The following is a 26,838-nucleotide window of genomic DNA, read 5'->3' on the forward strand; positions in this document are numbered from 1 at the left end:
TTTTTTCTATTACTTATGGTTGGCGTCGAGCCAGTTTGCCATGTCAACAAACTGTTGTAGCGTAAGGTTCTCTGGTCGCATTGATGGATTCACGCCAAGCTGTTCCAGAATTTCTGCAGACATTAGTGCTTTATAGCAGTTACGTACGGTCTTACGACGCTGGTTGAAGCCTTCACGACACACACGATCGAGCCATTTTAAGCTGGTTGCTGGGTAAGGCAGCTCTTCGTAAGGAACAAGACGTACTACTGCAGAGTCTACTTTTGGCGGCGGAACGAATGCCGTTGGTGGCACTTCAAGTACGGGTACCACTTTACAATAGTACTGTGCCATTACTGTCAAACGGCCATAGGCTTTGCTGCCTGGTCCCGCAGCTAGACGGTTAACCACTTCTTTTTGAAGCATAAAGTGCATGTCTTGAATGTCTTTATGGAATTCAAATAAGTGGAACATCAAAGGCGTCGAGATGTTGTATGGCAAGTTACCGAAGATACGTAGCTTGTTGTTTGGCTTCACAAGTTGAGTGAAGTCAAAGCGCATCGCATCGCCTTCGTGAATGGTAAGCTTGTCAGCCAGATCTGGGTGGGTACGCAGACGCTCGGCCAAGTCACGGTCAAGCTCGATAACCGTAAACTTATCGACTTCTTTGCCCACCGGCTCAGTAATCGCGCCAAGACCTGGGCCGATCTCAACCAGGTTTTGACCTGGTCTTGGGTTAATTGAAGATACGATACCATCGATGATGTACGGATCGTTCAGGAAGTTCTGACCAAATCGTTTTCTGGCCTTGTGCCCTAAGTGGACATCATTTCTCATTGTCTGCTCTCTACTAAGTCTATTGCGTACGCCAGCGCTGTCTCAAAGCTGCCAAAGTCTGCTTGGCCGCTGCCAGCAAGATCTATCGCGGTGCCATGATCAACCGATGTCCGTATAAAAGGTAGACCAAGAGTGATGTTTACTGAACGACCAAAGCCTTTGTATTTTAATACAGGGAGTACTTGATCGTGATACATGCCTAAGACAGCATCCGCTTCGCGTAAATATTTGTCATTAAATATCGTGTCGGCCGGCAATGGACCAACAAGCTGATAATTTTTCTCTGTGCGAAGTTTTTCCAGGGTGGGAGTGATGGTTTCAATCTCTTCCATTCCTAGGCAGCCATCTTCACCCGCATGAGGGTTCAGGCCGCAGACATAGATGTTTGGCGTTTTGATGCCAAACTTGGTGACCAAATCATGATGCAATATATCAACGATTCGCGTGACGCGCTCTTCGGTGATGGCGTTAGGTACTTCCGATAAGGGAAGGTGCGTCGTAACGAGTGCAGTTCTCAGTCCTTCCGTTGCCAGCATCATCACCACAAGCGGTGTATTTGATACCTCAGCAAAGAACTCTGTATGACCACTAAAGCTAACGCCAGCGCGATTGATCACCCCTTTGTGCACAGGGCCGGTGACAATAGCATCAAATTCACCTTTCATACAGCCTTTTGCGGCTTTTTCTAAGGTATTTAATACGTATTGACCGTTTGTCTCATCCAATACACCAGCGACAGCAGGGGTGGTCAGTGGCTCGTGCAGGACAATCAGGCTCCCCTTTTGTTGGGGACGATGATCGCTGGGATCATAGTCAAGCAACGAAACCTCTATGCCTAACTGTTGTGCCCTGTCGGAGATGAGAGTTTTGTCGGCACAGACCACGACCTGATGTGGCCAGTCTTTCTGTGACAGAGCTACGGCTAGATCGGGGCCGATACCAGCAGGCTCACCTGCCGTGACGACGATGCGTTTTGGCGCATTAGTTTGCGGCATTGTCGTCTTCCTCATCCTCAACCATTTCCACAAAGGCGCTGGCACGGATTTCCTGAATCCAGGCGGAGGCTTCTTCGTTAAATTTACGATTGAACAGGATACGATAGGCGCGGTTTTGCATCGCAGAACCGGTCTTGTCGACTTCTCGTCTATCCAGTACTTCGACAATGTGCCATCCGTGAACCGTCTTAAACGGTTCACTGACTTGACCAACAGGTAAGGTCTCCACCATATGTTTAAACTCAGGCACATACAGTTCAGGCGTCTGGTAACCTAACTCACCGCCTTGAACCGCCGAACCTGGGTCTTCACTGTATTGCTCGGCCATTTCTGCAAAACTTGATTTGCCGGACTGGACGCGACTGATGATGTTGTTCAGCTCACGTTTAACACCTTCATCACTTAAGATCACGGTCGGCTTGATCAGAATATGACGAGCATTGACCTCAGTGACCGACACCGTCTCCAGGCCTTTGACATCTTCGATTTTCAGAATGTGGAAACCGACGCCGCTGCGGAAGGGGCCGATCACGGTGCCTTTAGACTGCATTTTGATCTGGTCAGCAAAAATGGTTGGCATTTCTTCTTTACGCATCCAACCCCAGTCACCGCCTTCCAGTGCTTTTGGTCCCTTGGAGTAGGTATATGCCATGGTTGCGAAGTCTTCACCTGAATTTAAACGAGTAACGATCTCTTTGGCTTGCTTTTCCTGAACACTTTTATCTTCACCGTCGTTAAAGCGCAACTGAATGTGGCGGATCTTGTATGTAACGGTCGCGTCACTCTCTTTTGCCAGTAATTCAGCCAGATTATCGACTTCTGCTGGCAGGATATTGATGCGCTGTCGCACCATGGCGTTGCGCGCTTCACTAGCAGCGATTTCATCACGAATCTGTTCACGGAAGGCTTCCCAAGTCAGGCCTTCTTCGCGAACCGTTTGACGCAGCTGCTCCAGAGTCTGGTTGTTGCTTTGCGCAATCTCATTCAGTGTAGTCTCTAGTCTGTTGTCATCAATACGGACACCAATGCGATCCGCTTCCTGCAGTTGCAGTTTTTCAATGATGAGTTTATCCAGAATCTGTTCCTGAATGATGTCTGCGGGGGGAAGCTCCTGATCATTTTTACGAGCGTTCGCCGTTAGTGTTTTAGTGGCTGAGTCAATGTCACTCTGCAAAATAACACCGTCGTTGACGATAACGCGAACGCGATCAAGTTCAACCGGCTCTGCGACGGCATGCAGTGACGCTACCGAGATAACAAGTGTTGAAATGAGTTTGCTTATAAATTTCATCGATATTCCTAGTGAGAACTTCACAGACTATGAGTCTGCGAAGTCAATAAAGTTCCTGATGTTATCGTGTTCTAGTTATTTAGTATAAATGGTCTACTGTAACCTAGGGCATTGCCGTTGCCTGACGGAGGCGGAGCAGTGCTGCCGCCTAAACCTGTGATACCAAAATTGAGCTTAATGTTTTGCTCAAACTGAGGGTCATTGCCGATTCCATTTTCCCAAGACCTTAATTGTTTGCTTAAGTCTATACCTAAATACCAACAGTCGGACTCGTATTGTATTTGTCCAAGCCACTCCATAGCGACGTTTTCTGTCGTGTCGTAAAAGTATTGGCCTCTAAGAATCCATTGTGGGTTAATTCGGTATCCCCCAAGTAAACCCACTTGAGAAATACCGTTTCGAGTAATGGAGTTAATGTTACTAAGGTCAACGGTGCTTTCGATATACTCTTTGGTTACATATCGGTAGTTGGCCTGAATATAGTCAGATCCGACTCGATATTCTAGCGAACTGTTCCCTACTGAAATCTGAGAACTGTCAATATCGTATTGGATACCGCCTCGATAGAAGACACGATCGTTGTAGTTGAAGTCCGTTTCAACTGCCCAAGCTGAATAATTTGACAGCGCTGCATCTGAAGGACTATTCGGCGATTTAGTGCCGACATCTAAGTAATAGATTTGTCCAAACGATACCGCTAAACGCTCTCGATTGAGTGAATCAAAAAAGCGACTACTCGCGCCATAGCTGATTTGGTTAGCTGCGGCTATCTTGTCGACGCCACTGTACTTTCGCGATCTGAACAGGCCATAGTAGTCAGTTTGCAATAATGTTGTGTCATATTCGTAGATACCACTTTGATCTACTTTAGGTACATATAGATATTGAATTTGAGGTTCCAGGGTTTGAGTATACCCACCTACAAATGTGGTATCTCTCTCTAACACGAGTCCGGCATGCGTTCGAAATTGCGGTATGTTTCTAAAAACACTTTCTTCCAAGGGTCTGACTCGCCCCTCGCTGTCAAGAACAGGGTTTCGAATTTCTTGGTCGTAGTGGGTAAACAGATAGCGAGCTTCGGTCGTCCAGGTGCCCCAAGTGGTGGCCAAAGGTAGAGTGATACCTGGCTCTATATGTACTCTTGTTGCTTCGGGTCTATTATCATCGTCAATCGTAAAGTTTGAAATGTGGCTTACTAAATCAAAATCAAGATTCTTATAAAACTCAGGCAGATAGTAATTCGCCTCAAACTGAGGAGCCAGTTGATATGGCAAACTGTTTTCGACTAAAACTTGGAAATCCCTGACTCGTAAAGCAGTATCCCAATTTTCATTTCGATAGGTGAGATCACCCTCTTGCAATAGCTGCCCGTCAGCGCGATTACCTAAACTCGAATCTAAGTCTTTAAAATAATCAATGTCACTGACTTGTGAGTAGTCGACAGATAACCCCCAGTTCTGATTGAACCTAGAGTTATTGGTGAACTGAGCTGCCCAACGAGCACCTTTATCCTCAAATTTCTCATCTTTACCGAGAAATTCAGCTCTCATTTGACCGCGACTATTCGACGTCAAATATCGAAAGTCGCCTTTCAATTGCAAACCGCGATTTTGCATGTAATTGAATTTAGTCAATAAGTCATAGTTTTCTGCAAGATTCCAATAAACAGGTAACTCAAACTCAAACCCGTTTTTAGAGCCCAAAGATGCAGAAGGGCGCAAGATACCCGTTTTACGCTTTTCCCCGATTGGCATCTCGAGATAGGGAAGATAAAAAATAGGAACTTTTTGTACTTCTACACGGGTATTGTATAGCTTGGCGACTTCTTCCGAAGAATCAATCTCCATATCCGTAGCTAAGAAACGCCATGAATTGTCGCCTTCTGGACAGGAAGTGATAGAGCCATCTTCAACTTCGTAAAGTTTTTTACCTGTTTTGGAGATAAAAACAGCCTCACCGCGACCCGGAGTACACAAGAATTCGTATTGTGTGTTTTCGAGCGTGATTTTATCCTGATCCAGGCTATTGGTAACTTTATCGGATACCGCTTTGATTTCACCATCACTCATAACAACATTCCCTTCGGCAACAACAAGGTTCTCTTCTTGATGCAGAGTGACATTATCGGCTGTGATGGTTTTGTTGCCCTGAGTAACGACGACATCGCCTTTATAGGTCGCTCGTTGCCCTTGAATTGCTTCCAGTGAATCCGCCTCGATATTGATTGGCTCTTGATTGGAATCAGAACTTTGGGCAGTATCAACAGAGCACTGCTCTGCTGGTGGCATAGATTGCTCACTATTTTTCGATGTTTCTTCGGCATGTGCATAAGACGCTAGCAGCGCAGCACTGATTGAGGCCGCTAGATATGTGCGGGAAAAACGTGACATCGAGTTGTACTATCCTGTTTAACTTGATTCATTCAGTTGAATTCGATTGATATTGAATCGTTTATAAGACGGTCTCTATCATAAAGGAAATTGACCCTAACGACACTAGTAGACTGCGAATCAGCGCAAAAATTCATAGATAGAGAGCACATTAATCAAATGATAGGTAAAATTTTAGGCGTATTTTTCGGCATGCTGTTTGGTGGCCCGCTCGGTGCGCTATTTGGTCTGTTTCTGGGGCATCAGTTTGATAAAGCACGACGATTAAATCAAGCAGGATTTCACCGCACAGGCTTTGGTGGGGCAAATCAGCATCAGCGACAAGAAGAATTCCTAAACGCTGCCTATGCCGTGATGGGGCATGTGGCCAAAGCCAAAGGGCAGGTCACTAAAGAAGAGATCCAGTTGGCGACCATTATGATGGATCGCATGAATCTGGACAGTGAGCAGAAACGCGCTGCGCAGGAAGCGTTTCGTGAAGGTAAGTCAGCGGATTTTCCGCTTGATCGTGTGCTGGAAAAGGTGCGAATTTCCTCTGGTGGTCGACACGATTTGCTCCAGTTCTTTTTGGAGTTGCAAATCTCTGCCGCGTTCGCCGATGGTAGCGTACATCCAAGTGAGCGTGATGTCTTGCACCGTATCGCTCAAGGGTTGGGATTTTCTGCACAGCAACTGGAACAGCGTCTTAGAATGCAAGAAGCTGCGTTTCGTTTTCAGCAGGGAGGCGGTTTTGGCGGTGGCCAATATCAAGGTGAACAACATTCAGCTGGAGGTTGGCAGCAGGCTAACAGTGCATCACAACTGTCGGATGCTTATGATGTTCTCGGGATCTCTGAGGAGGCCGATGCCAAAGCGGTTAAGCGTGCTTACCGCAAACTGATGAATGAACATCACCCGGACAAACTGATGGCAAAGGGCTTACCTCCAGAAATGATGAACGTGGCGAAAGAGAAATCGCAAGAGATCCAAAATGCTTACGATCTTATTAAGAAAGTGAAAGGATTTAAATGATGATTCAATACAAGGATGTGATTGATTTTTGGTTTAAAGAGCTAACACCACAAGATTGGTTTTCCGGAGGTGAAGTGTTGGACCGGACCATCGAGCAAAGGTTTAGCCAGTTACACCAACAAGCAGCGAGTGGTGAGCTGTATCAATGGCGTTCTTGCCCGCAAGGACGTCTCGCAGAGATCATCGTGCTCGATCAGTTTTCCAGAAACCTATTCAGAGGGTCACCCGCTTCGTTTGCTTCCGACGCTATGGCCTTGACGTTGGCACAAGAAGCCGTCGCAAGCGGTGACGATATAAAGTTAACGCCAGAGCAACGTACCTTTCTTTACATGCCCTACATGCATAGCGAATCATTGAAAATACATGAAGAAGCGGTACGCCTGTTTAAAAGTAATGGGATAGAAAATAACTTAGATTTTGAGTATCGCCACAAAGCGATTATTGAGCGCTTTGGACGATACCCGCACCGAAATGAGATTTTGGGTAGAGCGTCTACCCCGGAAGAGTTCGAGTTCTTAAAGCAGCCGGGTTCGAGCTTTTAACCGCTACTTTTTATTCAAATCCCAATTGTAATCGTATTTGATCTTGCCATCGAAATTGGCAAGATCAGGGCGATACTTCGCCATATGCTTTAACGCACCGCCATCTTGCACAAAATCCGCCTCAAACCACTCATAAATCGACGACAGTGTTATGGTGTCGCCAGAAATGTTTGCGCCTTTCGATGAGTTTACAAAGCCATTGGCAGCACTCTCTAACAGCGTTTCTGTGTTGTCAGCAGTAAATGCCTGAGTCTGTAGATTCGGGCAGCCAAGGCTGGCACAGTTGACCGCGTAGTGTGTTCTCGGCTCATTCCATATCGGGCGCAAGATTCGGTGCTCAATATCATTGAGTGTGAGCGTTTGTCCCGTGACTGAAATGATATCATCTCCCCATGGACCGAAGCTTAGAAAACCGCCCAGCTTAGTGATCGACCTGACAGGATAGTTATCCAAAATAAGGTCAACGGTAGCAGCATTATAGAGGTTCACCCAATAGGCATATTGCTCTGCTCGATTGAGACGCCTAGGATCGAGCCTTGCCAGGCTGGAAAGGTAGCCCTTCAGAGCTTGCTTGTCGTTAGGCGAGACCCGAACATAGCGAACCAGCGTATTCTCACCTTCCGTTACCAAATACTTATTAAGAAACGTCTGCCATGCCTGATGCGAGACGATTTGCGTACTGGCTTCATCGCTTTTATCCCAGTATGACCAGAGTTCAGATTTGGGGGCAGCAAAGAGACTGGTTGAAAATAATAATAGCGCCAGTGACACCAAGCGTAACATAGCAAATATCCATTCCGAAAAATAACTAATCCATCAGACCTGATTAGCCATGATGTTCTTTCATTGTAGTGCAAATAGAAACAAAAAAATCCCGGTTTGTACACCGGGATTTAGATACCTACATATTTACAAATCAACTACTTAAGGAAGTTTGGGATTTTCGCTTCATAAGCAGCAATCTTATCTTCATGCTGAAGCGTCAGACCGATATTATCAAGGCCATTTAATAGACAGTGACGACGGAACTCATCAATCTCAAAGCTATAAGATTGACCATTTGCGGTCACTTTCATCGCTTCTAGATCAACGGTGATCTCTGCGCCTTCGTTAGCTTCAACATACTGGAACAGTTCATCCACTTCTTGCTCAGTAAGGCGAACGGGTACCATCTGGTTGTTGATGGAGTTACCGTAGAAGATATCGGCAAAGCTTGGTGCAATCATTACCTGGATACCGTAATCAGCCAGCGCCCAAGGGGCGTGTTCACGTGAGGAGCCACAGCCGAAGTTTTCACGAGCAAGCAGAATGCTCGCACCTTGGTAACGTGGAGCGTTCATGACAAATTCCGGGTTATCCTGTTTACCCGCATCGTCCAGGAAGCGCCAATCGTGGAACAGGTGCTGACCAAAACCAGTACGCGTTACTTTTTGCAGAAACTGCTTAGGGATAATCGCATCAGTATCGACGTTGGCCGCATCAAGAGGTACGACTAAGCCGGTGTGTTGTTTAAATCCTGACATGGTAGGTTCCTTCTTAGTCTAGCTCTCTGATATCAACGAAATGTCCAGCAATCGCGGCTGCAGCAGCCATTGCCGGGCTTACTAGGTGTGTACGACCATCACGGCCCTGGCGACCTTCGAAGTTACGGTTACTGGTCGATGCACAGCGCTCATGTGGACCCAGGCGGTCATTGTTCATCGCCAGACACATTGAGCAGCCCGGTAGGCGCCATTCAAAACCTGCGTCCTTGAAGATTGAATCTAAACCTTCTGCTTCTGCCTGCGCTTTGACTTGCTCAGAGCCAGGAACGATAAGCGCTTGAACGTGTGACGCTACCTTGCGTCCTTTCGCTACCGCCGCCGCGGCGCGCATATCTTCGATACGAGAGTTCGTACAAGAGCCAACAAATACCTTGTCCACTTTGTAATCTTTGAGCGATTTACCCGCTTCTAGTCCCATATAAGCCAGGGCTTTTTCTGCTGATGCTTTTTCTACAGGGTCAGCAAAGCTCTCTGGTGCTGGAATAGGCTGATCAACCGCAATGACCTGACCTGGGTTGGTGCCCCAGGTCACTTGTGGTTTGATATCTGCAGCGTTGAGTGTCACAACAGCATCAAATTCGGCATCGGCATCAGTTTTAAATGTCTTCCAGTACTCAACCGCGGCATCCCACTCTGCACCTTGAGGCGCAAACTTACGGCCTTTTAGGTACTCAAAGGTGGTGTCGTCTGGCGCAATAAGACCGGCTTTAGCACCGAGCTCAATAGCCATGTTACACACTGTCATACGACCTTCCATAGAAAGATCAGTGATGGCCTCACCACAGAACTCTACCACGTAGCCAGTACCGCCAGCTGCTGTCGTTTCGCCGATAATCGCAAGAACAATATCTTTTGCCGTGACACCAGGCGCGACTTTACCCTGAACTTCGATCTTCATGGTTTTTGCGCGAGACTGCTTCAGTGTTTGTGTCGCCAGAACGTGCTCAACTTCCGAGGTACCAATACCGAATGCGAGCGAGCCAAATGCACCGTGAGTCGCGGTATGAGAGTCACCACATACAATCGTCATTGCTGGCAAAGTAATGCCCAGCTCTGGACCCATAACGTGGACGATGCCTTGATATTTGTGGTTGATGTCGTAAAGGGTGACACCAAACTCTTCGCAGTTCTTAGACAGTGTTTCCATCTGGATACGTGCCATCTCACCGGAGGCGTTGATGTCTTTGGTCGTCGTTGAAACGTTGTGGTCCATTGTGGCAAATGTTTTGCCTACTTGACGCACTTTACGACCTTTCTCGCGCAGGCCATCAAAAGCCTGAGGAGAAGTCACTTCGTGAACCAAATGACGGTCAATATAAAGAATTGGGTTTTCACCCTCTGCTTCGACGGCGATGTGTGCGTCGTAGACTTTTTCGTATAGAGTTTTAGACATTGCTTAATTCCTTGCATCCCCTAGCCGAATTGAACGGCCATCGGCTAGGGCTGTGTTTTAATTATGAGTTCAATACGTATGCAGCGATCTTGTCACCCATCTCAGAGGTGCTTAAGGCTGGCTTGTCACCCGCTAGATCTGCCGTTAGCTCACCTGCTGCCAGTGCTTTACTTACCGCGGCTTCAATGTCTTGAGCCGCTTCTTCTTCACCCAGGCTGTAACGTAGCATGAGCGCAGCAGACAGGATTTGAGCTACTGGGTTTGCAATGTTCTTACCTGCGATGTCTGGCGCACTACCGCCTGCTGGCTCGTAAAGACCGAACTGGCTTTCATTTAGACTTGCCGATGGCAGCATGCCCATAGAGCCTGTGATCATCGCACATTCATCAGAGATGATATCGCCGAAGATGTTCGAGCAAAGCATGATGTCGAACTGTGCAGGGTCTTTGATTAGCTGCATGGTCGCGTTATCGATGTACATGTGGTTAAGTGTGACATCCGGGTAGTCTTTCGCGACTTCTTCAACCACTTCACGCCATAGGATAGAGCTTTGTAGGACGTTGGCTTTGTCGATAGAGTAAACGTTCTTGTTACGAAGGCGTGCAGATTCAAAAGCAATCTTAGCGATGCGTTCAATTTCATAGCGGTGGTAAACCTCTGTATCAAACGCTTTCTCAGTTGGACCTTCACCCTCGCGGCCTTTTGGTTGGCCGAAATAGATACCGCCGGTTAGCTCACGAACTACCACAATATCGAAGCCTTTCGCCGAGATGTCAGCGCGCAGAGGAGAGAAGTCTTCCAGACCCGCGTGAATTTGCGCAGGACGCAGGTTACAGAACAGTTGGAAATGTTTACGAAGTGGAAGTAGCGCACCACGCTCTGGCTGGTCGTTAGGTGGAAGGTGTTCCCACTTAGGACCGCCAACTGAACCAAATAGGATCGCGTTCGACTCTTCACAACCTTTTACTGTGCTCTCTGGAAGCGGGCAGCCGTGATTATCAATAGCAATACCACCGACATCAAACTCTTCACGCTCCAGGATAATGTTGTGTTTCTCTGAAATTGCATCAAGCACTTTGTGTGCCTGAGCCATGACTTCTGGGCCAATACCATCACCTGGTAGAACTGCAATCTTGTAAGTACCTGCCATGGGTTACTCTTCCTTAATGTTGTATTTGCTTATATTTTTATGTTGGCCTGCACCTCACAAGCCAACGAATTATATTTCTAGAACCTGGGTCCTAGGATCATCCTTTAAACGGTCTCAACTTTCTTTTGCTTCATCTCTTCGATCTGATCAGCGCGATGGATACTATTGATAACATGAAGTAGTGCCTGACCTGAAGCTTCAACGATATCGGTTGAGACACCCGTACCGTGATATTTGCGACCTTTGTAGTTGGCAATGATATCCGCCTGACCTAAACCATCTTCGCCTTCACCTTTGGCCGTCAAATCAAACTTGTCCAGAACAATGTCGTAACCGGTTACGCGATAGATGCATTGGTACAACGCATCAACCGGACCGTTACCAACCGCAGCTTCGCATTTCTCTTCGTCACCGCATTGGATCTTAATGCTGGTGGTTGCCATGATGCTGCCAGATTGAACGCTTAAGTAGTTCAACTTAAAGAAGTCGTCTTCTTCGCGCAAGTTAGCGAAGTGCATTAGTGCTTCCAGGTCGTAGTCAAATACCTGACCTTTGCGATCCGCAAGCTTCAAGAAATCTTGATACAAGGTATCTAGATTGTACTCGTTTTCGTTGTAACCCATTGAGTCCATGTGGCTTTTAACCGCTGCACGGCCCGAGCGACTGGTTAAGTTTAGCGCTTTGTTTTTTAAACCAATAGACTCAGGCGTCATGATCTCGTAGGTATTTTTGTTCTTCAGCATACCGTCTTGGTGGATACCAGAAGAGTGGCTGAATGCGTTGGCGCCAACAATCGCTTTGTTGTCTTGAATCGGCATGTTACATAGCTGAGACACTAGCTTGCTAGTGCGGTGGATTTCTTGGTGCTGAATGCCAGTATGCACGCCCAGAAGTTCCTGACGTGTTTTGATGATCATCGCAATTTCTTCTAGTGAACAGTTACCCGCTCGCTCACCGATTCCATTGATAGTTCCCTCAACCTGACGCGCACCGGCTTGTACCGCTGCAATAGAGTTTGCTACCGACATACCAAGGTCATCATGGCAGTGCACAGAGATGATGGCTTTATCGATATTGGGAACACGATTGAACAGAGTCTGAATGATGCCACCGAATTCGTTAGGGACGGTGTAACCCACGGTGTCTGGAATGTTGATGGTACGAGCGCCAGCATCGATAGCCGCTTCAACCATGCGACACAAGTTATCGATTGGTGTACGACCTGCATCTTCACAAGAGAATTCAACATCATCAGTATAGTTACGAGCGTGTTTGACCGCTTTTACACCCATCTCAACCACATCGTCGTAGCTGCGGCGTAGTTTGTCCTGAACGTGCACGGTTGAGGTCGAAATAAAGGTATGGATACGGAATGCATCGGCCACTTTTAATGCCTCAGCTGCGGCATCGATATCTTTTGCTACCGCACGAGACAGCGCACAGACACGGCTGTTTTTGATGTGCTTGGCGATGGTTTGTACAGACTCAAAATCACCTGGAGAGGAGATCGGGAAGCCGGCTTCGATAACATCAACACCCAGACGCTCGAGCGCATAAGCAATTTGCAGTTTCTCTTTAACAGTTAGACTTGCTGAAAGTGCTTGTTCGCCGTCACGCAATGTGGTGTCGAATATAATCACCTGATCGTTCATGTTTGCTTCCTCTTTGTACAGGTTAATCGTTTACGTCCAGTTCAATCGATATAAAAAAACCCGCTTGTTAAGCGGGTTTTTGGAATTCTTTATGTGGTGTTTTTCGTCCACAACCTACCCGCGCGATGTTTTCACGATAAGGAGGAGGTTCAGGAGTAGAGAAAAACGTAATGACACTGTTATGCATTCCACAAAATTAAGTTACAAGATTAGTACCGTACTCTAGCGAGTGCGTCAAGTGTTTCGCTTCATTTTTATTGATATCGGAGGAGTATCTACTCAGAAAGGAGGATAGGGCATTAATTAATCACTTGATTAATTGCTGATGAATTTTACTTTTTCACTTAGTTAACATAACGATCCTATAATTAATCAATGATTAATAATTGGAGCTGCCGATGCCAGGTTCTGAGACACCGAAAAGAAAGGTAGGTCGACCCAGACAGCAGACCGATGCTCGAGAAAAATTACTGTCTCACGCGCGAGAGCTGTTTATGGTCATACCTTATGACAAAGTATCGACACGACTCATTGCTCAAAGAGCAGGCGTGAATATTGCCATGATTCGCTACTATTTTGGCAACAAAGAGGGGTTGTTTGAAACCATGATTCGCGAAACGATGCTGCCAATGAAACAGAAAATGGAACAGTTGTTTACCGATGGTCAACAGGACAATCTATTTGATTTCATGCGTACTTATTATCATGAGATGAACAAAGTACCGCAGTTTCCACGCTTAATCGCTCAGGTGATGCACATGCCACCCTCGGCGACCCAGCGTCGTCTATTTGAGAAAGTGTTCACGGATATCGCCCGCCCGGATCAGGACATGCTGTTTGGTAAGCTCGCCGAACAAGGGCTACTCAGAGAGGGGGCCGATCCGCGTTTGTGCCGGGTATCTTTTATCAGTCTGATGGTTTTTCCTTTTGTCGCTCCGCCCGCTCTGCTCAATTTGCACGGCATTGAACTCACAGAAGCGTTCCTTAATGACCTGCTTGAGCACAATATTCGCCTCATGGCTCAGGGGTTTCTTGCGCCAAGTATTGATTCAGGATCAGAGAAGTCACTATGAAGTCATTGAATAAAAAACTGCTTTTTTTCCCAGCGTTTGCTGTCGGTGTTATCGCACTAATAGCCGCTATTAACTTGCGACCGGATCTGCCCACTAAGCCAGCGGGAGATCGGGCTCGGGTGGTGGAAACAACGGTTCTGCAACCCACATTATCTGCCCCTGTTGCTGTTGGATTTGGCCGTGTAGAGCCTAAGGTCGAGTGGCAAGCCATTGCGGAAGTGTCGGGTCAGGTGATTTATAAGCACCCGGAACTGGAAAAAGGCAAGGTCGTTAGCGCGGGCACAGAAATTTTACGCATAGACCCTTTAGATTATGAGCTCAAGCTATCTCAGGCCATTGCCGATTTGAAGTCAAGTGAGACACAACTTGCACGTCTGGATCAAGAAGAAACCAACCTCAGGCAAACTCTGGCGATTGAAATGAATCGCCTGAAACTGACAGAGAATGAGTATCAGCGTCGATTGGATCTGAATAAGCGCGGTTTAACCTCTCAGTCGGATGTGGACACTCAAAAGCAAAATATGTTGTCACAGCAGAAACTGGTTCAGGAGATCAATAACCAATTGTCATTGATGCCGGATGAGCGCCAAGTGGCGCAAGCCTTGGTCAAGGTGAATCAGGCAAAAGAGAGGGAAGCACAGCGCTCTCTGGAAAAGACGCGCATCATTTTGCCCGAGACCATGCGCATCTCTCAAGTGGATGCCGAAATCAATCAGGTCGTAAATCTGCAACAGACTATGGTGGCAGCTCATGCCACTGATGTAATGGAAGTGGAAGCGCAACTCTCTATTCACGATCTTCAGCTTCTGTCAGATACACTCAGTTGGGACGTTATCAGTGAGCATGACCAACACAGAGCGCTAGAGGCATTGAGTGCTCAGGTTGAGCTGAGCAGTGGTAATTTGCAAGTCTCCTGGCCCGCCAGAGTAGCTCGCGTCAGTGAGACCGTGGATCCCAATCAGGCTACTGCAGGTGTGATTCTGGAAATTGTGCAGAAACCGACCGTTAATGGCTTAGCTGGTTCTCCCGTTCTGGTCAATGGCATGTTTGTGAAGGCAACGATTGAAGGGCAGAAACAGCAATCATGGCTGATTCCTGAGCGAGCACTGCATGGTGATACTGTCTATCTCATGAACACAGACAATCGCCTGCAGATGAAATCGGTAAAGGTGCAGTATCGTCGCGACAATATGGTCATCATTAGTGGTGACTTCCAGGGGGGAGAGCAAGTGATTCTTAATGATTTGCTGCCTGCTATTGAGGGAATGCTGTTGCGAAATATCACCCCTTCAGATGGCGAGGGCAATCTATGATTCGTTTCTTCTCCAGGCACCCTACCGCAGCGAACTTGTTGATGCTTGCCCTGATCATTTTAGGGGTATCGTCACTATCAACCATTAAGCGTGAAACGTTTCCCGAATTCGATCCGCCCTACATCATGGCGGCCATTACCTATCCTGGCGCGTCTCCACAAGAAGTTGAGGAGAGTTTGTGTGTCCGGATGGAGGATGCCGTAGATGGTCTGGCGAATATTGAAGAGACGAAGTGTGAAGCGATAGAAGGCTCTGCTCGGCTCACGTTGAAGTTGAGTGAAAAAGCGGACATCGGTCGTATGTTGGTGGATGTACAGACTCAAATCAATGCCATTAACGACTTCCCTGATGAGATTGAATCACCGGTGGTCCAGGAGCTCAACTGGAATGAACCTGTAGTCGATGTAGCAATTACCGCCGATACCACCTGGCCGGAACTGAAGGCGTATGCGGAGCAACTGAAGCGGACGCTGAAACTGGATTATGGCGTCTCACTGGTTGAAGTGAGTGGGTTCTCTGATCATCAATATCGGGTAGAGTTGGATACCCAGATCATGCGTCAGCTCGGTTTGAGCATTGGTGACATTGCAGCGCAAATTGGCAGTCAGAACATCAAGTTACCCAGTGGTAATGTGGAAACAGCGGACAAAAACTTTCTGATCCGTTTCGACGAAAGGCGGGTTACCCCGCAGGAACTCGAATCGATAGTCGTTGGATCCAGTCCCAATGGTGCGCTGATTCGCCTCAGAGACGTCGCCACCATTACCGACCGATTTGAACTGGATGAACAGAAAGTGCTGTTCAACGGAAAGCCTTCGGCGGTGCTTAAGATCAGCAAAAACAAAGAAGATGACGCGCTGAGGATCAAAGAGCAGGTCACACAGTTCGTTGAAGACCAGAGATTAGTCGTGCCAGAAGGTGTAACGCTGGAAATGACAAACGATTTGTCTTCGGTGCTATGGGATCGTCTCACCATGATGGTCAAAAATGGCTGGCAGGGTATCGTTTTGGTGTTTGCGACCATGTGGCTGTTCTTTAGTTTTCGCTACTCTTTCTGGGTGGCAGCGGGGTTGCCAGTGGCGTTTCTTGGTGGCTTGTTTTTGATGGCGAACCTGGGGTTGTCCATCAACATTATGTCGTTGGTTGGCCTGTTGATGGCGATCGGTATCATGATGGACGACGCGATCGTAATTGCAGAGTCTATCCAGGCTCATCTGGATCGAGGCCAGGGTATTGACGATGCTGTGATCAATGGTGTTAAAAAGGTTCTGCCCGGCGTCATCTCTTCATTTCTGACCACCATATGCATTTTTGGTAGCTTGCTGTTCTTGGAAGGCGAAATGGGAGCGGTATTACGTGCGGTGCCTCAAGTGTTGATTCTGGTGTTGTCACTGAGTTTGATAGAAGCGTTTCTGATCCTTCCTAATCATTTGTCCCACTCATTGCACAAGCAGCGTAAAGAGAAGGAACCCCCGAAGTTTAAGCGCGTGTTGCTTGAGCGTTTTGAGCATTTTAGAAATACCACACTGATTAATGCGGTGGATAAAGTGGTGGCGTACCGCTACGCCTTTATGGGGAGCGTATTTGCTTTATTGCTCATGTCGGTGGCGCTCATTGCTGGCGGCGTCGTCAAGTTCCAGCCGTTCCCTGAACTGGATGGGGATATTGCTGAGGCGCGTATTATTCTGCCTCCAGGGGCGTCTCTGTCACAAACTGAACGAGTAGTTGACCACATTGTGGCGTCAGCAGAGAAGCTGAATAGGCAGTGGAGTGAAGAGGTCGAAAATGGAGAGCTTTTGGTTCAACAGATCACCAGTCAGTTCAATACTAACCGGGATGCCAATGAGTCGGGGCCTCATATTGCCACCGTGCGTCTCGATTTGCGCAGTGCTGAACAACGCAACACCATTATTGATGAGTTTGTTGATGCCTGGCGTGAAGATGTTGGTGAGTTAGCCGACCCCATTTCTCTGGTCTTCAAACAGCCGACCATGGGGCCGGGTGGGCGCGCACTGGAAATCCGAATTAAACATGATGACCTTGACCAGTTAAAAGCTGCTTCCGTTGAGATCCAGCAGTACCTGAACGAGTTTGATGGGGTGCACGGTGTTCTGGATGACATGCGTTTGGGTAAAGAAGAGATCCTGGTGAAACTGCGTCCCGGAGCCGAAAGTTATGGTATCAACGGTCAATTGATTGCCAGCCAGCTTCGCGCGGCATTTTTCGGCCAGACTGCAGATGAAATCCAGGTGGGTGTCGAGAACATCAAGATAGAAGTTAAGCTGGATAAACAAGGCATTGCTGATATTCAACAATTGGCGAACTTTCCGATTTTTCTGGCTGATGGATCTCAAGTGCCGTTAGCGGCTGTGGCGACCCTGGATTTTCAGCGTAATTATGTTCGTATTCAGCGTGTCGATGGCTTGCGTACAGTGAGTGTGTTTGGGGATGTTGATAATGCCAAAGCGAGTTCGTCGGAGATCATCAACAAGTTTCAGACCGAAGAGGCACCGAAGCTAAAGAGGGCCTACCCGGGTTTGAGATTTGACTTTGAGGGTGAGGCCAAAGACACCGCTAAAACGGGCAGTTCTATGGCAAAAGGTTTCTTACTGGGATTGTTTGGGGTCTTTGCGATACTGAGCTATCAGTTTAGAAGCTACCTAGAACCATTTGTAGTCATGTTGGCGATCCCATTGGCATTTATCGGTGTCGTGTGGGGACATTTACTACTGGGACATTCGCTCAGTATGCCGAGTATCATGGGCTTTGTATCTTTGGCGGGTATTGTGGTCAACGACTCAATCTTGTTGGTGCAATACATACGCCATCATGTGGATGACGGTGACTCGGTCCATGACTCAGTAGTAAAGGCGAGCCGCGAACGATTCCGAGCGGTGTTCCTGACCTCGATGACCACCGCAGCCGGGTTACTGCCGTTGCTGACGGAAACCAGTTTACAGGCACAGGTTATTCAGCCACTGGTTATCTCGATCGTGTTTGGCATATTTGCCTCAACACTCTTGGTGCTGTTTATGATCCCCGCCGCCTACGCCATTCTTGCCGACTGGGGTCTGGTACACAAACATGAAGCGATTTAACAGCTTCTGCTGATCCTATCCATGTCTATGAAAGTTAGTGAGCGGCTTTGTCCGGTCACTAACTTTCATCATATCTCCAATAAATCGTCACTGAACTGTCATTGTTGTTGACTACTTTTTGATCTTGAGTTGCTCGTTATCACAAGGAGTGAACAGTGAGAACAATTGAGTCGATAGTAAGAATGGACCTGGCTTTCTCATTATTTTGTTTAAGTCACCGGTTTAACCTACAAGTTGCAACGATCAGCCGATGGGTATCCAGGACGGGAGATGGTCATTTATATCTTCTTTTGACGCTGGGTACATGGTTGCTTGAACGGGAGAGCGGGTCACAATTCATGAGTGCCGCTTTACTGGCTTTTGCGATAGAACTGCCAGTTTACTGGCTGACGAAAAACAGTTTTAAGCGTCGCCGTCCCAGAGAGTTCAGTCAGTTATTGCAAGCATATATCACCCCATCCGATCGCTACAGTCTGCCTTCCGGTCATACCGCCGCCGCATTTTTGATGGCGACTATCATTGGACATTTTTATCCGGCATGGTTTGAAATTTCGTTGCTGTGGGCCGTATTCATTGGCACTTCCCGGATTTTACTGGGGGTGCATTTTCTGACGGATGTGGTGATTGGGGCGTTGCTCGGTTTCGCCGCAGCGCAGTTGGCACTTAGTCACGTGCTGGAATTCATTTAGGGAGCGAGAGCGATGAAGATTCTATATGGTGTACAGGGTACTGGAAATGGGCATATTGCCCGAGCCAGAGCGATGTCTAACGCACTGTGCCAGTATGATGTTCAGGTTGATTTCCTGTTTTCCGGTCGCAACAAAGCTAAGTACTTTTCTATGGAACCATTTGGTGACTACGAAACGCGCAACGGATTGAGTTTTGTCACCGAAAATGGCCGGGTGAATTATCTAAAAACGGTGATGACCAACAGCTTACCGTGTTTTATTAACGAAGTCCGAGCACTGGATGTGTCCGGGTATGATCTGGTTGTGAATGACTTTGAACCTGTATCTGCCTGGGCGGCTAAGCGCCAAAGGGTCCCGACGGTGAGCATCAGTCATCAGAATGCTTTCTTGTTTGATGTTCCGAAGAAGGGAGCAAACTGGTTTGATGATGCTATCATTCAACATTTCGCGCCGAGCCAGTATCAACTGGGGTTGCATTGGTATCATTTTGATCAGCCTATCATGCCGCCAATCGTACAGACTGCCGCTCATACGGTGACTTCAGAAGATTTCGTGCTGGTGTACCTGCCTTTTGAGGCGACCTCAGCTATTGTAGATCTACTGCTTCGATTCGGGAATCGTCGTTTCGTCTGTTATCACCCAGACAACCCTGAGCGACAGCAGGTTGAGAATATCCTGATGATGCCTTTGAGCCATGACGCATTCCAGAGAGACTTGCACCGTTGTGCTGGTGTCATCGCCAATGGAGGCTTTGAATTGCCTTCCGAAGCGCTGAGTTTAGGTAAAAAACTGTTGGTTAAGCCACTTAGTGGACAGTTTGAACAGCAAAGTAATGCCGCGACACTTGAAACGCTTGGGTTGGCACAGTCAATGGATTTCCTTGATGCATCTGTGATTCGTGATTGGTTAGATGAAAAGCAGGCTGAACGAGTGAGTTACCCTAATGTGGCAGATGACATTGCTGCCTGGCTAATCAACGGAAACTGGGAATGCACTTCTCAACTCAGGCAGCAGCTATGGGACAAAGTGGATTTTCCCAGCTACGCCGCCGTCTAGTTTTTTAATTCTTTCCCACCCTTTTAAGAACCGCTCTGAGCGGTTTTTTTATTTTTCTGTCCTAAACGGGATGAAATCCATTCCCGGGCTCTATGGCGTCACGCAAGCCTATATGTAAATGTATCTGAATATCGAATATTTTATAGTGAGTTCCATATTTGAGGGCGATGGAGAGGTTTGGGCATTTTTTGGCTTTGTCATACCCTGTGGTTATCGTTCTACGATCAGTTAGGGACAAAAGTTATCAAAAATCTAATTTATCTTTTTTTAGTTTTAATGTAACCGTTTGTTTTTAATTGAATTTGTATTTTCACTGATAAAATTTGATGATTCTTTATCAAACTGCTTGGTATTGAGTTAATTATTGGTAGATAGTTGGTTTTGTCCTCGAACTATGCAGAGGATTAATAGAACAATGTAAGGTACAGATTATCCGGTTGTGGTTGCGTCTGATTAATCCTTACTCACATATTCGAGATTGAAATTACACGAGGCTTACTCAATGTTAGACAAAAAAGATGCTATGAGCGCAATCGCTAGTTACCGCATGGAAAGCACATTACGCGGCGTAGATCTAAACCTATTAACTGTTTTCGATGCAGTGATGCAAGAGCAGAACATCACTCGTGCGGCGCACAACCTAGGTATGTCGCAACCAGCAGTTAGTAACGCCGTAGCGCGTTTGAAGGTGATGTTTAACGACGAACTGTTTATGCGTCAGGGCCGTGGCATCCAGCCAACTCAGCGTGCTCGTCAACTATTCGGTCCTGTACGTCAGGCACTGCAACTGATTCGCAATGAGCTACCGAGCTCTATCTTTACTCCTGAGACTTCTACTCGTCTGTTTAAAATGGCGATCTGTTCTCCATGTGATATGCGTTTTGCTCCAAAGATCATGCAAACCATTTCCGAGCATGCACCACACGTACAGTTGCACTTGGATGCAGAAGCGGATCGTCAGTTAGCTGACCGTATGCGTTATCAGGAAATTGACTTTGTGATTGATTATGCTCGTTATGATGCACAAGGTTTCTCGAGCACAGAAATTTTCCAGGATGAATTGGTTGTCGTTGCAGCGAAAAACCATCCGCGCATTCACGGTGCGGTAAGCACTGCTCAGCTTGCACATGAAAAGCATGCCAAACTGTCTAAAGTTCACGGTGTTCGCAGCTTCTCAGAGCAGGCATATCGTGAGATTGAGTGTCAGGCATCATACGAAGGTACCAGCCTGAGCAACGTGCTATATGTGGTTGGTCAATCTGAGCTGGTAACGATTGCACCACGCTGGCTGGTCGAAAATGCGGTCAACAAAGACCAATTGCAAGTTCTTTCTTTGCCTTTAGAAAACAGCAAAATCAGTGGATTCTTAAGCTGGCATGAGTCGAGTGAAAAAGACAAAGGCCATATCTGGTTACGTGATCAACTTATGGTAATCTGTGGCGAAGTCGTTGCTTTGTCATAGTCTATTACAACTTAATGCAGACAGCCCTGAACGTTATCCGTTCAGGGCTTTTTTATGATTAACAGTTGCTTATTCTCGTTGGGTGATTAAAGCACGAGCAATTATTGATAACTTTGATATAGGTCTGTTGCCTTTTTTATCGGCATAGGTACACTTGTGCGCTCAAAAGCTTACATGTGTAAGCTAAAAGGTAAAGATAGAACATGGCTAATTTAGATTTCCATATTGTAAAGAAGATTCGCGAACGAATCGTACAAGGTGGCGACAAGATCGCCTTAAGACATAAAATCAACAATGTGTGGCAAGGGATTAGCTGGAAAGAGTTTGGTGTTAACGTTGATGCGCTATCGCTGGCTCTACTTGGAAAAGGAATCCAACCTCAAGATAAAATTGGTATCATTTCGAACAACATGCCGAAGTGGACCATGACCGATTTGGCCGCATTGCAATTGCGCGCCGTCACTGTGCCTATTTACCCTACCAATACACCGGCACAAACCAGTTACATTGTTCAGAACGCTGACGTTCGCGTCCTCTTTGTTGGGGAGCAGACACAATACGATGCAGCGCTTTCCATATTTGCTGAGTGTGAGCAGCTGGAGCTTATCGTCGCAATGAGCGATGACATTGTTCTGGAACACAATGACTTTAGTGTCAGCTGGCAATGTTTTATTGCCGAAGCCAGTATCGAGCAGCAGCCAGAGTTGCAGCAGCGCTTATCTCAAGCCAACTATGATGATCTGCTTACTCTGATTTATACCTCTGGCACGACAGGGCAACCTAAAGGGGTGATGCTCGATTACGCTAATATTGCCGCTCAACTGAAGGGGCACGATGAGCGCCTTAGTTTGACTGAAACTGACGTCTCTTTGTGTTTCCTGCCGCTGTCACATGTCTTTGAGCGTGCCTGGACCTTTTATGTGCTATACAAAGGCGGTACCAATTGTTACCTGCAAGACACGATGCAGGTTCGCGATGCGTTGAGTGAGATTCGCCCAACCGTGATGAGTGCCGTCCCGCGTTTTTACGAAAAAATCTTTTCTGCGATTCATGAACGCGTTTCCAAGGCACCGGTACATCGAAAGATTCTGTTTACCTGGGCGGTGAACATGGGGGCGAAAATGGCTCAGTGTCGTCAGGATAATGTTGCCCCTTCATTGCTGCTGAAAAAGAGTCATGGACTGGCCGACAAATTGGTTCTGGGTAAGTTAAGAGAGCTGTTAGGTGGTCGCATTAACTTCATGCCTTGCGGGGGGGCGAAACTGGATGAAACCATCGGTCGTTTCTTTCAGGCCATCGGTATTAATGTCAAGCTTGGCTACGGTATGACCGAAACAACGGCAACCGTCTCGTGCTGGGACGACACTTGTTATAATCCAGATTCCATCGGTATGCCGATGCCTGGTGCGGAAGTGAAAATTGGAGAGAACAATGAAATATTGGTTCGCGGACCAATGGTTATGCGTGGCTATTATAAATTGCCGGAAGAAACGGCGAAGACTTTTGATGCTGAGGGCTTCCTTAAGACTGGTGATGCCGGTCAGTTCGATGAGCAGGGCAACCTATTCATTACCGATCGAATTAAAGAGTTAATGAAGACGTCCAACGGTAAATACATTGCCCCGCAAGCGATTGAAGGTGCGATTGGTAAGGACCATTATATCGAGCAAATAGCCGTGATTGCCGATACGCGTAAGTTTGTATCTGCACTGATTGTTCCGTGTTTTGATACCCTGGAAGATTACGCGAAAGAGCTCAATATCAAATATCATGACCGTCTTGAGTTGATCAAGCATAACGAGGTCGTAGAGATGTTTGAGAAGCGTATTACGGAACTGCAAAAGGAGCTGGCAAAGTTCGAGCAGGTGAAAAAGTTCAAACTGCTGCCAACCGGATTTTCGATGGACAAAGGCGAGTTAACGCCGACTCAGAAACTGCGTCGCAAAGTCATTAATGACCGCTATCACGATGAGATTGAAGAGATGTATCGCGACACACCCAGCAAGTGATCTTATCGTTGAATGAAATTAAAAAACCCCGAGCTCTGGCCGGGGTTTTTTATTGACGTGGATGACTCAGTTGCTGGCGTACAATAGCTCACTGTAGCGGTCCAACGTGTTGAGACGATTCTGAGCATTGGCCAAGAAGGTCTGTTTCGCTTTACCCGTCAGCGATTTGGATTGAGGTAGCTTTACTGTTCTCGGGTTTTTGTGAACACCATTGACCAAAAACTCATAGTGAAGGTGCGGCCCGGTCACCCGGCCTGTCCCACCCAATGTACCTATGGTCTGCCCCTGCTTGACACGTTGCCCGGTCTTAACTTTGCGCTTGGTAAGGTGCAGATACTTGGTAATGTAGGTATTGCTGTGCTTGATGAATACGTAGTTGCCGTTAAATTGGTTATAACTCGACTTCTGCACCACACCATCACCTGCTGCCCAAATCGGTGTGCCGACCGGTGCCGAGTAATCTGTGCCACGGTGCGCTCGAACTTTGCCTGTGACGGGATGGCGTCGGGTTGGGTTGAAGTTCGATGTCACGCGACGGAAGTCGAGTGGTGAGCGCAAGAAGGCTTTTTTCATTGCCCGGCCATTTTCATCGTAATAATTGCCGGTTTTGTCGTCCAGAATGGCGGTAAAGGTATCGCCCTGGTTGCTGAAAATGGCTGCGATGATCTTACCGCGTCCAATGACTTCGCCTTCAACCACTTTTTCCTGATACAGCAATTTAAAGCTGTCGCCGGAACGTATGTCCAGAGCAAAGTCGATATCCCAACCAAAAATCCCAGCCAGTTCCATTATTTGATTGGCCGTTAAACCGGCAGCCATGCCTGCATTCCAGAAGTTGGACGTGATTTGTGCCTGAGCATAATTATATTGGTAGTCGACTTCTTTCTTGTCCCAATTAGAGCTGAAGCCGTCATCGATACGAGTGATCTTAAATGTTTCGTATTCACTGATCTTACGTTTAAGCTGAACAAAGTCACTGTTCTCATCGAAACCGAACGTCAATTTATCCCCAGGACGCAGGCGAGACAATTGTTGTTTGATGTCGTCATTGGTGTAGATGAGCTCATGAAGCAGTCTTGGAGATAACCCAAGACGCTGAAACAGTACCGCAGCACTTTCTCCTGAGCGTACGGTATGTTCTTCCCATTTCAGAACCACAGTAGGTGGAATGGCGTCGCCAATCGGAAAAGCATCGTTATCAATTGTCAGAGCGTAGTGTTTGCCGACTTGCAATCGATCGTTCCCGTCATCCAGTTCAGAGATGTCAGGTAGAAACAGCGCAATGACAATGAGTGCGCTAAAAAAGGCAATGAGCGCACGATGAAGCCAGGGCAGGCGATTAAAAACAGAGACCATGAGAGTTCAATTCAGCATTATTTTTGAAATTTCCTAAACCAAATAGTCTAACTGGTTTCAAAAAACATCGCTATTCAAGTAAGATGTCCAACTATTATATTTTTGCCAAATCTGTGGGAGTGAACAAGAATGGCGAACCTTGAAGCAGCGTTGGCTGAAATCAAACGCGGTGTAGACGAGCTGATTCCAGAAGAAGGTCTGATTGAAAAGCTAAAAGAGGGCCGTCCTCTACGAATCAAACTGGGTGCCGATCCTACAGCACCAGATATTCACTTAGGCCACACAGTGATTTTTAATAAGCTGCGTGCGTTTCAGGATCTTGGTCACGACGTGACATTCCTGATTGGTGACTTTACTGGGATGGTGGGAGATCCAACAGGCAAGAACACCACTCGTCCTCCTTTGACGCGTGAAGATGTGCTGCGCAATGCGGAAACATATAAGGAGCAGGTGTTTAAGATCCTGGATCCGGCTAAGACTAAAATCGCCTTCAACTCTGAGTGGCTGTCTGAGCTTGGTGCGGAAGGTATGATTCGTCTGGCTGCCAACCAAACGGTTGCACGTATGCTAGAACGTGACGACTTTAAAAAGCGTTACAACAATGGACAGCCAATTGCTATTCATGAATTCATGTATCCGCTGCTGCAAGGTTATGACTCGGTTGCGATGGAAACAGACGTTGAACTTGGTGGTACCGACCAGAAGTTTAACTTGTTGATGGGGCGTGAACTGCAAAAAGCAAACGGTCAGAAGCCACAGGCTATCGTGACATTGCCTCTGCTTGTCGGCCTTGACGGTGAGAAGAAGATGTCAAAGTCTGCCAACAACTACATTGGCATCAGTGAAGCGCCTTCTGAGATGTTTGGTAAGATCATGTCTATCTCAGATGAGTTGATGTGGAACTACTATGACCTGCTTTCTTTCCGTCCGCTGGATGAGATTGCTCAGTTCAAGACTGATATCGAGAATGGCAAAAACCCTCGTGATATCAAGATACTATTAGCAAAAGAAATCATTGCACGCTTCCACTCAGAGGCGGATGCGGATGCGGCAGAACAAGAGTTCATCAACCGTTTCCAAAAAGGTGCAATGCCAGATGAGATGCCAGAGTTTGACTTTGATGCCGGTCTGCCGATTGGTAACCTGCTAAAAGAAGCAGGGTTGGTTAACTCAACCTCAGATGCAATGCGCATGATTCGTCAGGGTGCAGTGAAAATCGACGGTGAGAAAGTGGACGATACTAAACTGGTTCCTGCAGCAGGTCAGGCTGTGTATCAGGTCGGCAAGCGTAAGTTTGCACGCGTTACGCTGAATTAATCAGAGTCTCGATCAGAGCAGACAAAAGCCTCCTACAGTGGAGGCTTTTTCATGTTTTCTGCATGCGAAAGACATAAAAAAACAGACGCCTGAGCGTCTGTTTTTCAATCGGATTTACGTTATGTCTCTGATTATAGAGACTCAGTAAAGGTACGAGCGATAACGTCACGTTGCTGTTCTGGAGTTAGCGAGTTGAAACGAACTGCGTAGCCAGAAACACGGATAGTTAGCTGTGGGTAGTTCTCTGGGTGAGCAACAGCATCTTCAAGCGTTTCACGCTTAAGAACGTTAACGTTAAGATGTTGACCACCTTCAATGCGCGGTGCAGTTTCGATAGCAACTTCACGGCTTTCGTATTCACCTAGGTCGCTAACAGAGATAACTTGGTCAGCTTCAAAACCAGCATTCGCTGCAACACAACGTGCTTCGTTTTTTTCACCGTCGATCAGCCAGATTGAGTTCAGTAGATCGTCGTTTGCTGCTTTAGTAATTTGGATACCTTGAATCATCACTATCTCCTAACCCACTTCTCGAGTGGTATTTTTGTGGTGTTAATTTTCAAATATTGTTGAGCTGGCTTATATATACCTCGTTGTAGTTATTGTAGTATTGATTTAGATCAAAAAACAACAAAAAACATTAATTTCTATGAGGTTAATTTTTTGATTAAGGTCAACTAAA

General features: G+C 47.0%; 21 protein-coding genes. 10 read left to right on the plus strand and 11 right to left on the minus strand.

Translation table 11 applies throughout. The features are described 5' to 3' along the window. Nucleotides 1–9: 9 nt before the first annotated feature. The 4 genes from rsmA to lptD all read right to left on the minus strand — a co-directional run bounded on the left by rsmA (nt 10) and on the right by lptD (nt 5,492). Nucleotides 10–816, minus strand: coding sequence for a 16S rRNA (adenine(1518)-N(6)/adenine(1519)-N(6))-dimethyltransferase RsmA (gene rsmA, locus C4S60_RS03995; RefSeq protein ID WP_103879050.1), 807 nt, complete (start codon nt 814–816; stop codon nt 10–12). Next, a complete protein-coding gene (gene pdxA / locus C4S60_RS04000; RefSeq protein ID WP_103879051.1) occupies nt 813–1,811 on the minus strand; it encodes a 4-hydroxythreonine-4-phosphate dehydrogenase PdxA in 999 nt (332 codons plus the stop codon). The genes rsmA and pdxA overlap by 4 nt, the downstream gene beginning before the upstream one ends. After that, nucleotides 1,798–3,102 carry a peptidylprolyl isomerase SurA gene (gene surA, locus C4S60_RS04005; RefSeq protein WP_103879052.1) on the minus strand — a complete coding sequence of 435 codons (1,305 nt, stop codon included), beginning with the start codon at nt 3,100–3,102 and terminating at the stop codon, nt 1,798–1,800. The genes pdxA and surA overlap by 14 nt, the downstream gene beginning before the upstream one ends. A 71-nt stretch (nt 3,103–3,173) precedes the next feature. Further along, the gene (gene lptD, locus C4S60_RS04010; RefSeq protein ID WP_103879053.1) at nt 3,174–5,492 is read right to left on the minus strand and encodes an LPS assembly protein LptD; all 2,319 of its coding nucleotides are present in this window, start codon (nt 5,490–5,492) and stop codon (nt 3,174–3,176) included. 159 nt (nt 5,493–5,651) lie between these two features. Between lptD and djlA the strand changes: the two genes are divergently transcribed. Continuing rightward, nucleotides 5,652–6,503 carry a co-chaperone DjlA gene (djlA, locus tag C4S60_RS04015; protein WP_103879054.1) on the plus strand — a complete coding sequence of 284 codons (852 nt, stop codon included), beginning with the start codon at nt 5,652–5,654 and terminating at the stop codon, nt 6,501–6,503. Next, nucleotides 6,500–7,045 carry a DUF924 family protein gene (locus tag C4S60_RS04020; protein ID WP_103879055.1) on the plus strand — a complete coding sequence of 182 codons (546 nt, stop codon included), beginning with the start codon at nt 6,500–6,502 and terminating at the stop codon, nt 7,043–7,045. The genes djlA and C4S60_RS04020 overlap by 4 nt, the downstream gene beginning before the upstream one ends. Nucleotides 7,046–7,048: 3 nt before the next feature. On the opposite strand, the gene C4S60_RS04025 is transcribed toward C4S60_RS04020, so the two are convergent. From C4S60_RS04025 to leuA, 5 genes are all read right to left on the minus strand, one after another. Further along, nucleotides 7,049–7,828, minus strand: coding sequence for a DUF547 domain-containing protein (locus tag C4S60_RS04025; RefSeq protein ID WP_103879056.1), 780 nt, complete (start codon nt 7,826–7,828; stop codon nt 7,049–7,051). Nucleotides 7,829–7,965: 137 nt separating this feature from the next. Next, nucleotides 7,966–8,568, minus strand: coding sequence for a 3-isopropylmalate dehydratase small subunit (gene leuD / locus C4S60_RS04030; RefSeq protein ID WP_103879057.1), 603 nt, complete (start codon nt 8,566–8,568; stop codon nt 7,966–7,968). Between the two features lie 13 nt (nt 8,569–8,581). Further along, nucleotides 8,582–9,982 carry a 3-isopropylmalate dehydratase large subunit gene (gene leuC, locus C4S60_RS04035; RefSeq protein WP_103879058.1) on the minus strand — a complete coding sequence of 467 codons (1,401 nt, stop codon included), beginning with the start codon at nt 9,980–9,982 and terminating at the stop codon, nt 8,582–8,584. 61 nt (nt 9,983–10,043) lie between these two features. Continuing rightward, nucleotides 10,044–11,132 carry a 3-isopropylmalate dehydrogenase gene (leuB, locus tag C4S60_RS04040; RefSeq protein WP_103879059.1) on the minus strand — a complete coding sequence of 363 codons (1,089 nt, stop codon included), beginning with the start codon at nt 11,130–11,132 and terminating at the stop codon, nt 10,044–10,046. Nucleotides 11,133–11,236: 104 nt separating this feature from the next. Further along, nucleotides 11,237–12,784, minus strand: coding sequence for a 2-isopropylmalate synthase (gene leuA, locus C4S60_RS04045; protein WP_103879060.1), 1,548 nt, complete (start codon nt 12,782–12,784; stop codon nt 11,237–11,239). 398 nt (nt 12,785–13,182) lie between these two features. On the opposite strand from leuA, the gene C4S60_RS04055 reads away from it, so the two are divergent. The 7 genes from C4S60_RS04055 (at nt 13,183) to C4S60_RS04085 (ending at nt 23,484) form a co-directional block, all read left to right on the plus strand. Beyond that, nucleotides 13,183–13,857, plus strand: a complete 675-nt coding sequence (locus tag C4S60_RS04055) for a TetR/AcrR family transcriptional regulator (RefSeq protein WP_103879061.1) — start codon at nt 13,183–13,185, stop codon at nt 13,855–13,857. Beyond that, nucleotides 13,854–15,170, plus strand: a complete 1,317-nt coding sequence (locus C4S60_RS04060; protein ID WP_103879062.1) for an efflux RND transporter periplasmic adaptor subunit — start codon at nt 13,854–13,856, stop codon at nt 15,168–15,170. Before C4S60_RS04055 ends, C4S60_RS04060 begins: the two co-directional genes overlap by 4 nt. Next, entirely contained in the window at nt 15,167–18,268 is a 3,102-nt protein-coding gene (locus C4S60_RS04065) for an efflux RND transporter permease subunit (RefSeq protein WP_103879063.1), read from the plus strand. Before C4S60_RS04060 ends, C4S60_RS04065 begins: the two co-directional genes overlap by 4 nt. A gap of 155 nt (nt 18,269–18,423) precedes the next feature. Continuing rightward, on the plus strand, nt 18,424–18,957 hold the full coding sequence (locus tag C4S60_RS04070) for a phosphatase PAP2 family protein (protein WP_103879064.1): 534 nt from the start codon (nt 18,424–18,426) through the stop codon (nt 18,955–18,957). A 12-nt stretch (nt 18,958–18,969) separates the two neighbouring features. Further along, the gene (locus tag C4S60_RS04075) at nt 18,970–20,013 is read left to right on the plus strand and encodes an MJ1255/VC2487 family glycosyltransferase (protein ID WP_103879065.1); all 1,044 of its coding nucleotides are present in this window, start codon (nt 18,970–18,972) and stop codon (nt 20,011–20,013) included. A 502-nt stretch (nt 20,014–20,515) separates the two neighbouring features. Continuing rightward, nucleotides 20,516–21,475: a transcriptional regulator LeuO gene (gene leuO / locus C4S60_RS04080; RefSeq protein ID WP_103879066.1), complete on the plus strand. Its 960-nt coding sequence runs from the start codon at nt 20,516–20,518 to the stop codon at nt 21,473–21,475. Between the two features lie 203 nt (nt 21,476–21,678). Continuing rightward, on the plus strand, nt 21,679–23,484 hold the full coding sequence (locus C4S60_RS04085; RefSeq protein ID WP_103879067.1) for an AMP-dependent synthetase/ligase: 1,806 nt from the start codon (nt 21,679–21,681) through the stop codon (nt 23,482–23,484). A 66-nt stretch (nt 23,485–23,550) separates the two neighbouring features. Here C4S60_RS04085 and shyC read toward each other — a convergent pair whose 3' ends face one another. Further along, nucleotides 23,551–24,840, minus strand: coding sequence for a peptidoglycan DD-endopeptidase ShyC (shyC, locus tag C4S60_RS04090; RefSeq protein WP_103879068.1), 1,290 nt, complete (start codon nt 24,838–24,840; stop codon nt 23,551–23,553). A gap of 129 nt (nt 24,841–24,969) precedes the next feature. Between shyC and tyrS the strand changes: the two genes are divergently transcribed. After that, a complete protein-coding gene (gene tyrS, locus C4S60_RS04095) occupies nt 24,970–26,157 on the plus strand; it encodes a tyrosine--tRNA ligase (protein ID WP_103879069.1) in 1,188 nt (395 codons plus the stop codon). A gap of 131 nt (nt 26,158–26,288) precedes the next feature. Here tyrS and grcA read toward each other — a convergent pair whose 3' ends face one another. Continuing rightward, nucleotides 26,289–26,666: an autonomous glycyl radical cofactor GrcA gene (grcA, locus tag C4S60_RS04100; protein WP_103879070.1), complete on the minus strand. Its 378-nt coding sequence runs from the start codon at nt 26,664–26,666 to the stop codon at nt 26,289–26,291. Between the last annotated feature and the right edge of the window lie 172 nt (nt 26,667–26,838).

Origin of the sequence: Vibrio hangzhouensis, assembly GCF_900107935.1 — a bacterium.
GTDB classification, from domain to species: Bacteria; Pseudomonadota; Gammaproteobacteria; order Enterobacterales; family Vibrionaceae; genus Vibrio; species Vibrio hangzhouensis.

Coding starts and splice junctions, on each gene's coding strand:
- rsmA (WP_103879050.1), bottom strand. CDS start 816: ATGAGAAATGATGTCCACTTAGGGCACAAGGCCAGAAAACGATTTGGT.
- pdxA (WP_103879051.1), bottom strand. CDS start 1,811: ATGCCGCAAACTAATGCGCCAAAACGCATCGTCGTCACGGCAGGTGAG.
- surA (WP_103879052.1), bottom strand. CDS start 3,102: ATGAAATTTATAAGCAAACTCATTTCAACACTTGTTATCTCGGTAGCG.
- lptD (WP_103879053.1), bottom strand. CDS start 5,492: ATGTCACGTTTTTCCCGCACATATCTAGCGGCCTCAATCAGTGCTGCG.
- djlA (WP_103879054.1), top strand. CDS start 5,652: ATGATAGGTAAAATTTTAGGCGTATTTTTCGGCATGCTGTTTGGTGGC.
- C4S60_RS04020 (WP_103879055.1), top strand. CDS start 6,500: ATGATGATTCAATACAAGGATGTGATTGATTTTTGGTTTAAAGAGCTA.
- C4S60_RS04025 (WP_103879056.1), bottom strand. CDS start 7,828: ATGTTACGCTTGGTGTCACTGGCGCTATTATTATTTTCAACCAGTCTC.
- leuD (WP_103879057.1), bottom strand. CDS start 8,568: ATGTCAGGATTTAAACAACACACCGGCTTAGTCGTACCTCTTGATGCG.
- leuC (WP_103879058.1), bottom strand. CDS start 9,982: ATGTCTAAAACTCTATACGAAAAAGTCTACGACGCACACATCGCCGTC.
- leuB (WP_103879059.1), bottom strand. CDS start 11,132: ATGGCAGGTACTTACAAGATTGCAGTTCTACCAGGTGATGGTATTGGC.
- leuA (WP_103879060.1), bottom strand. CDS start 12,784: ATGAACGATCAGGTGATTATATTCGACACCACATTGCGTGACGGCGAA.
- C4S60_RS04055 (WP_103879061.1), top strand. CDS start 13,183: ATGCCAGGTTCTGAGACACCGAAAAGAAAGGTAGGTCGACCCAGACAG.
- C4S60_RS04060 (WP_103879062.1), top strand. CDS start 13,854: ATGAAGTCATTGAATAAAAAACTGCTTTTTTTCCCAGCGTTTGCTGTC.
- C4S60_RS04065 (WP_103879063.1), top strand. CDS start 15,167: ATGATTCGTTTCTTCTCCAGGCACCCTACCGCAGCGAACTTGTTGATG.
- C4S60_RS04075 (WP_103879065.1), top strand. CDS start 18,970: ATGAAGATTCTATATGGTGTACAGGGTACTGGAAATGGGCATATTGCC.
- leuO (WP_103879066.1), top strand. CDS start 20,516: ATGTTAGACAAAAAAGATGCTATGAGCGCAATCGCTAGTTACCGCATG.
- C4S60_RS04085 (WP_103879067.1), top strand. CDS start 21,679: ATGGCTAATTTAGATTTCCATATTGTAAAGAAGATTCGCGAACGAATC.
- shyC (WP_103879068.1), bottom strand. CDS start 24,840: ATGGTCTCTGTTTTTAATCGCCTGCCCTGGCTTCATCGTGCGCTCATT.
- tyrS (WP_103879069.1), top strand. CDS start 24,970: ATGGCGAACCTTGAAGCAGCGTTGGCTGAAATCAAACGCGGTGTAGAC.
- grcA (WP_103879070.1), bottom strand. CDS start 26,666: ATGATTCAAGGTATCCAAATTACTAAAGCAGCAAACGACGATCTACTG.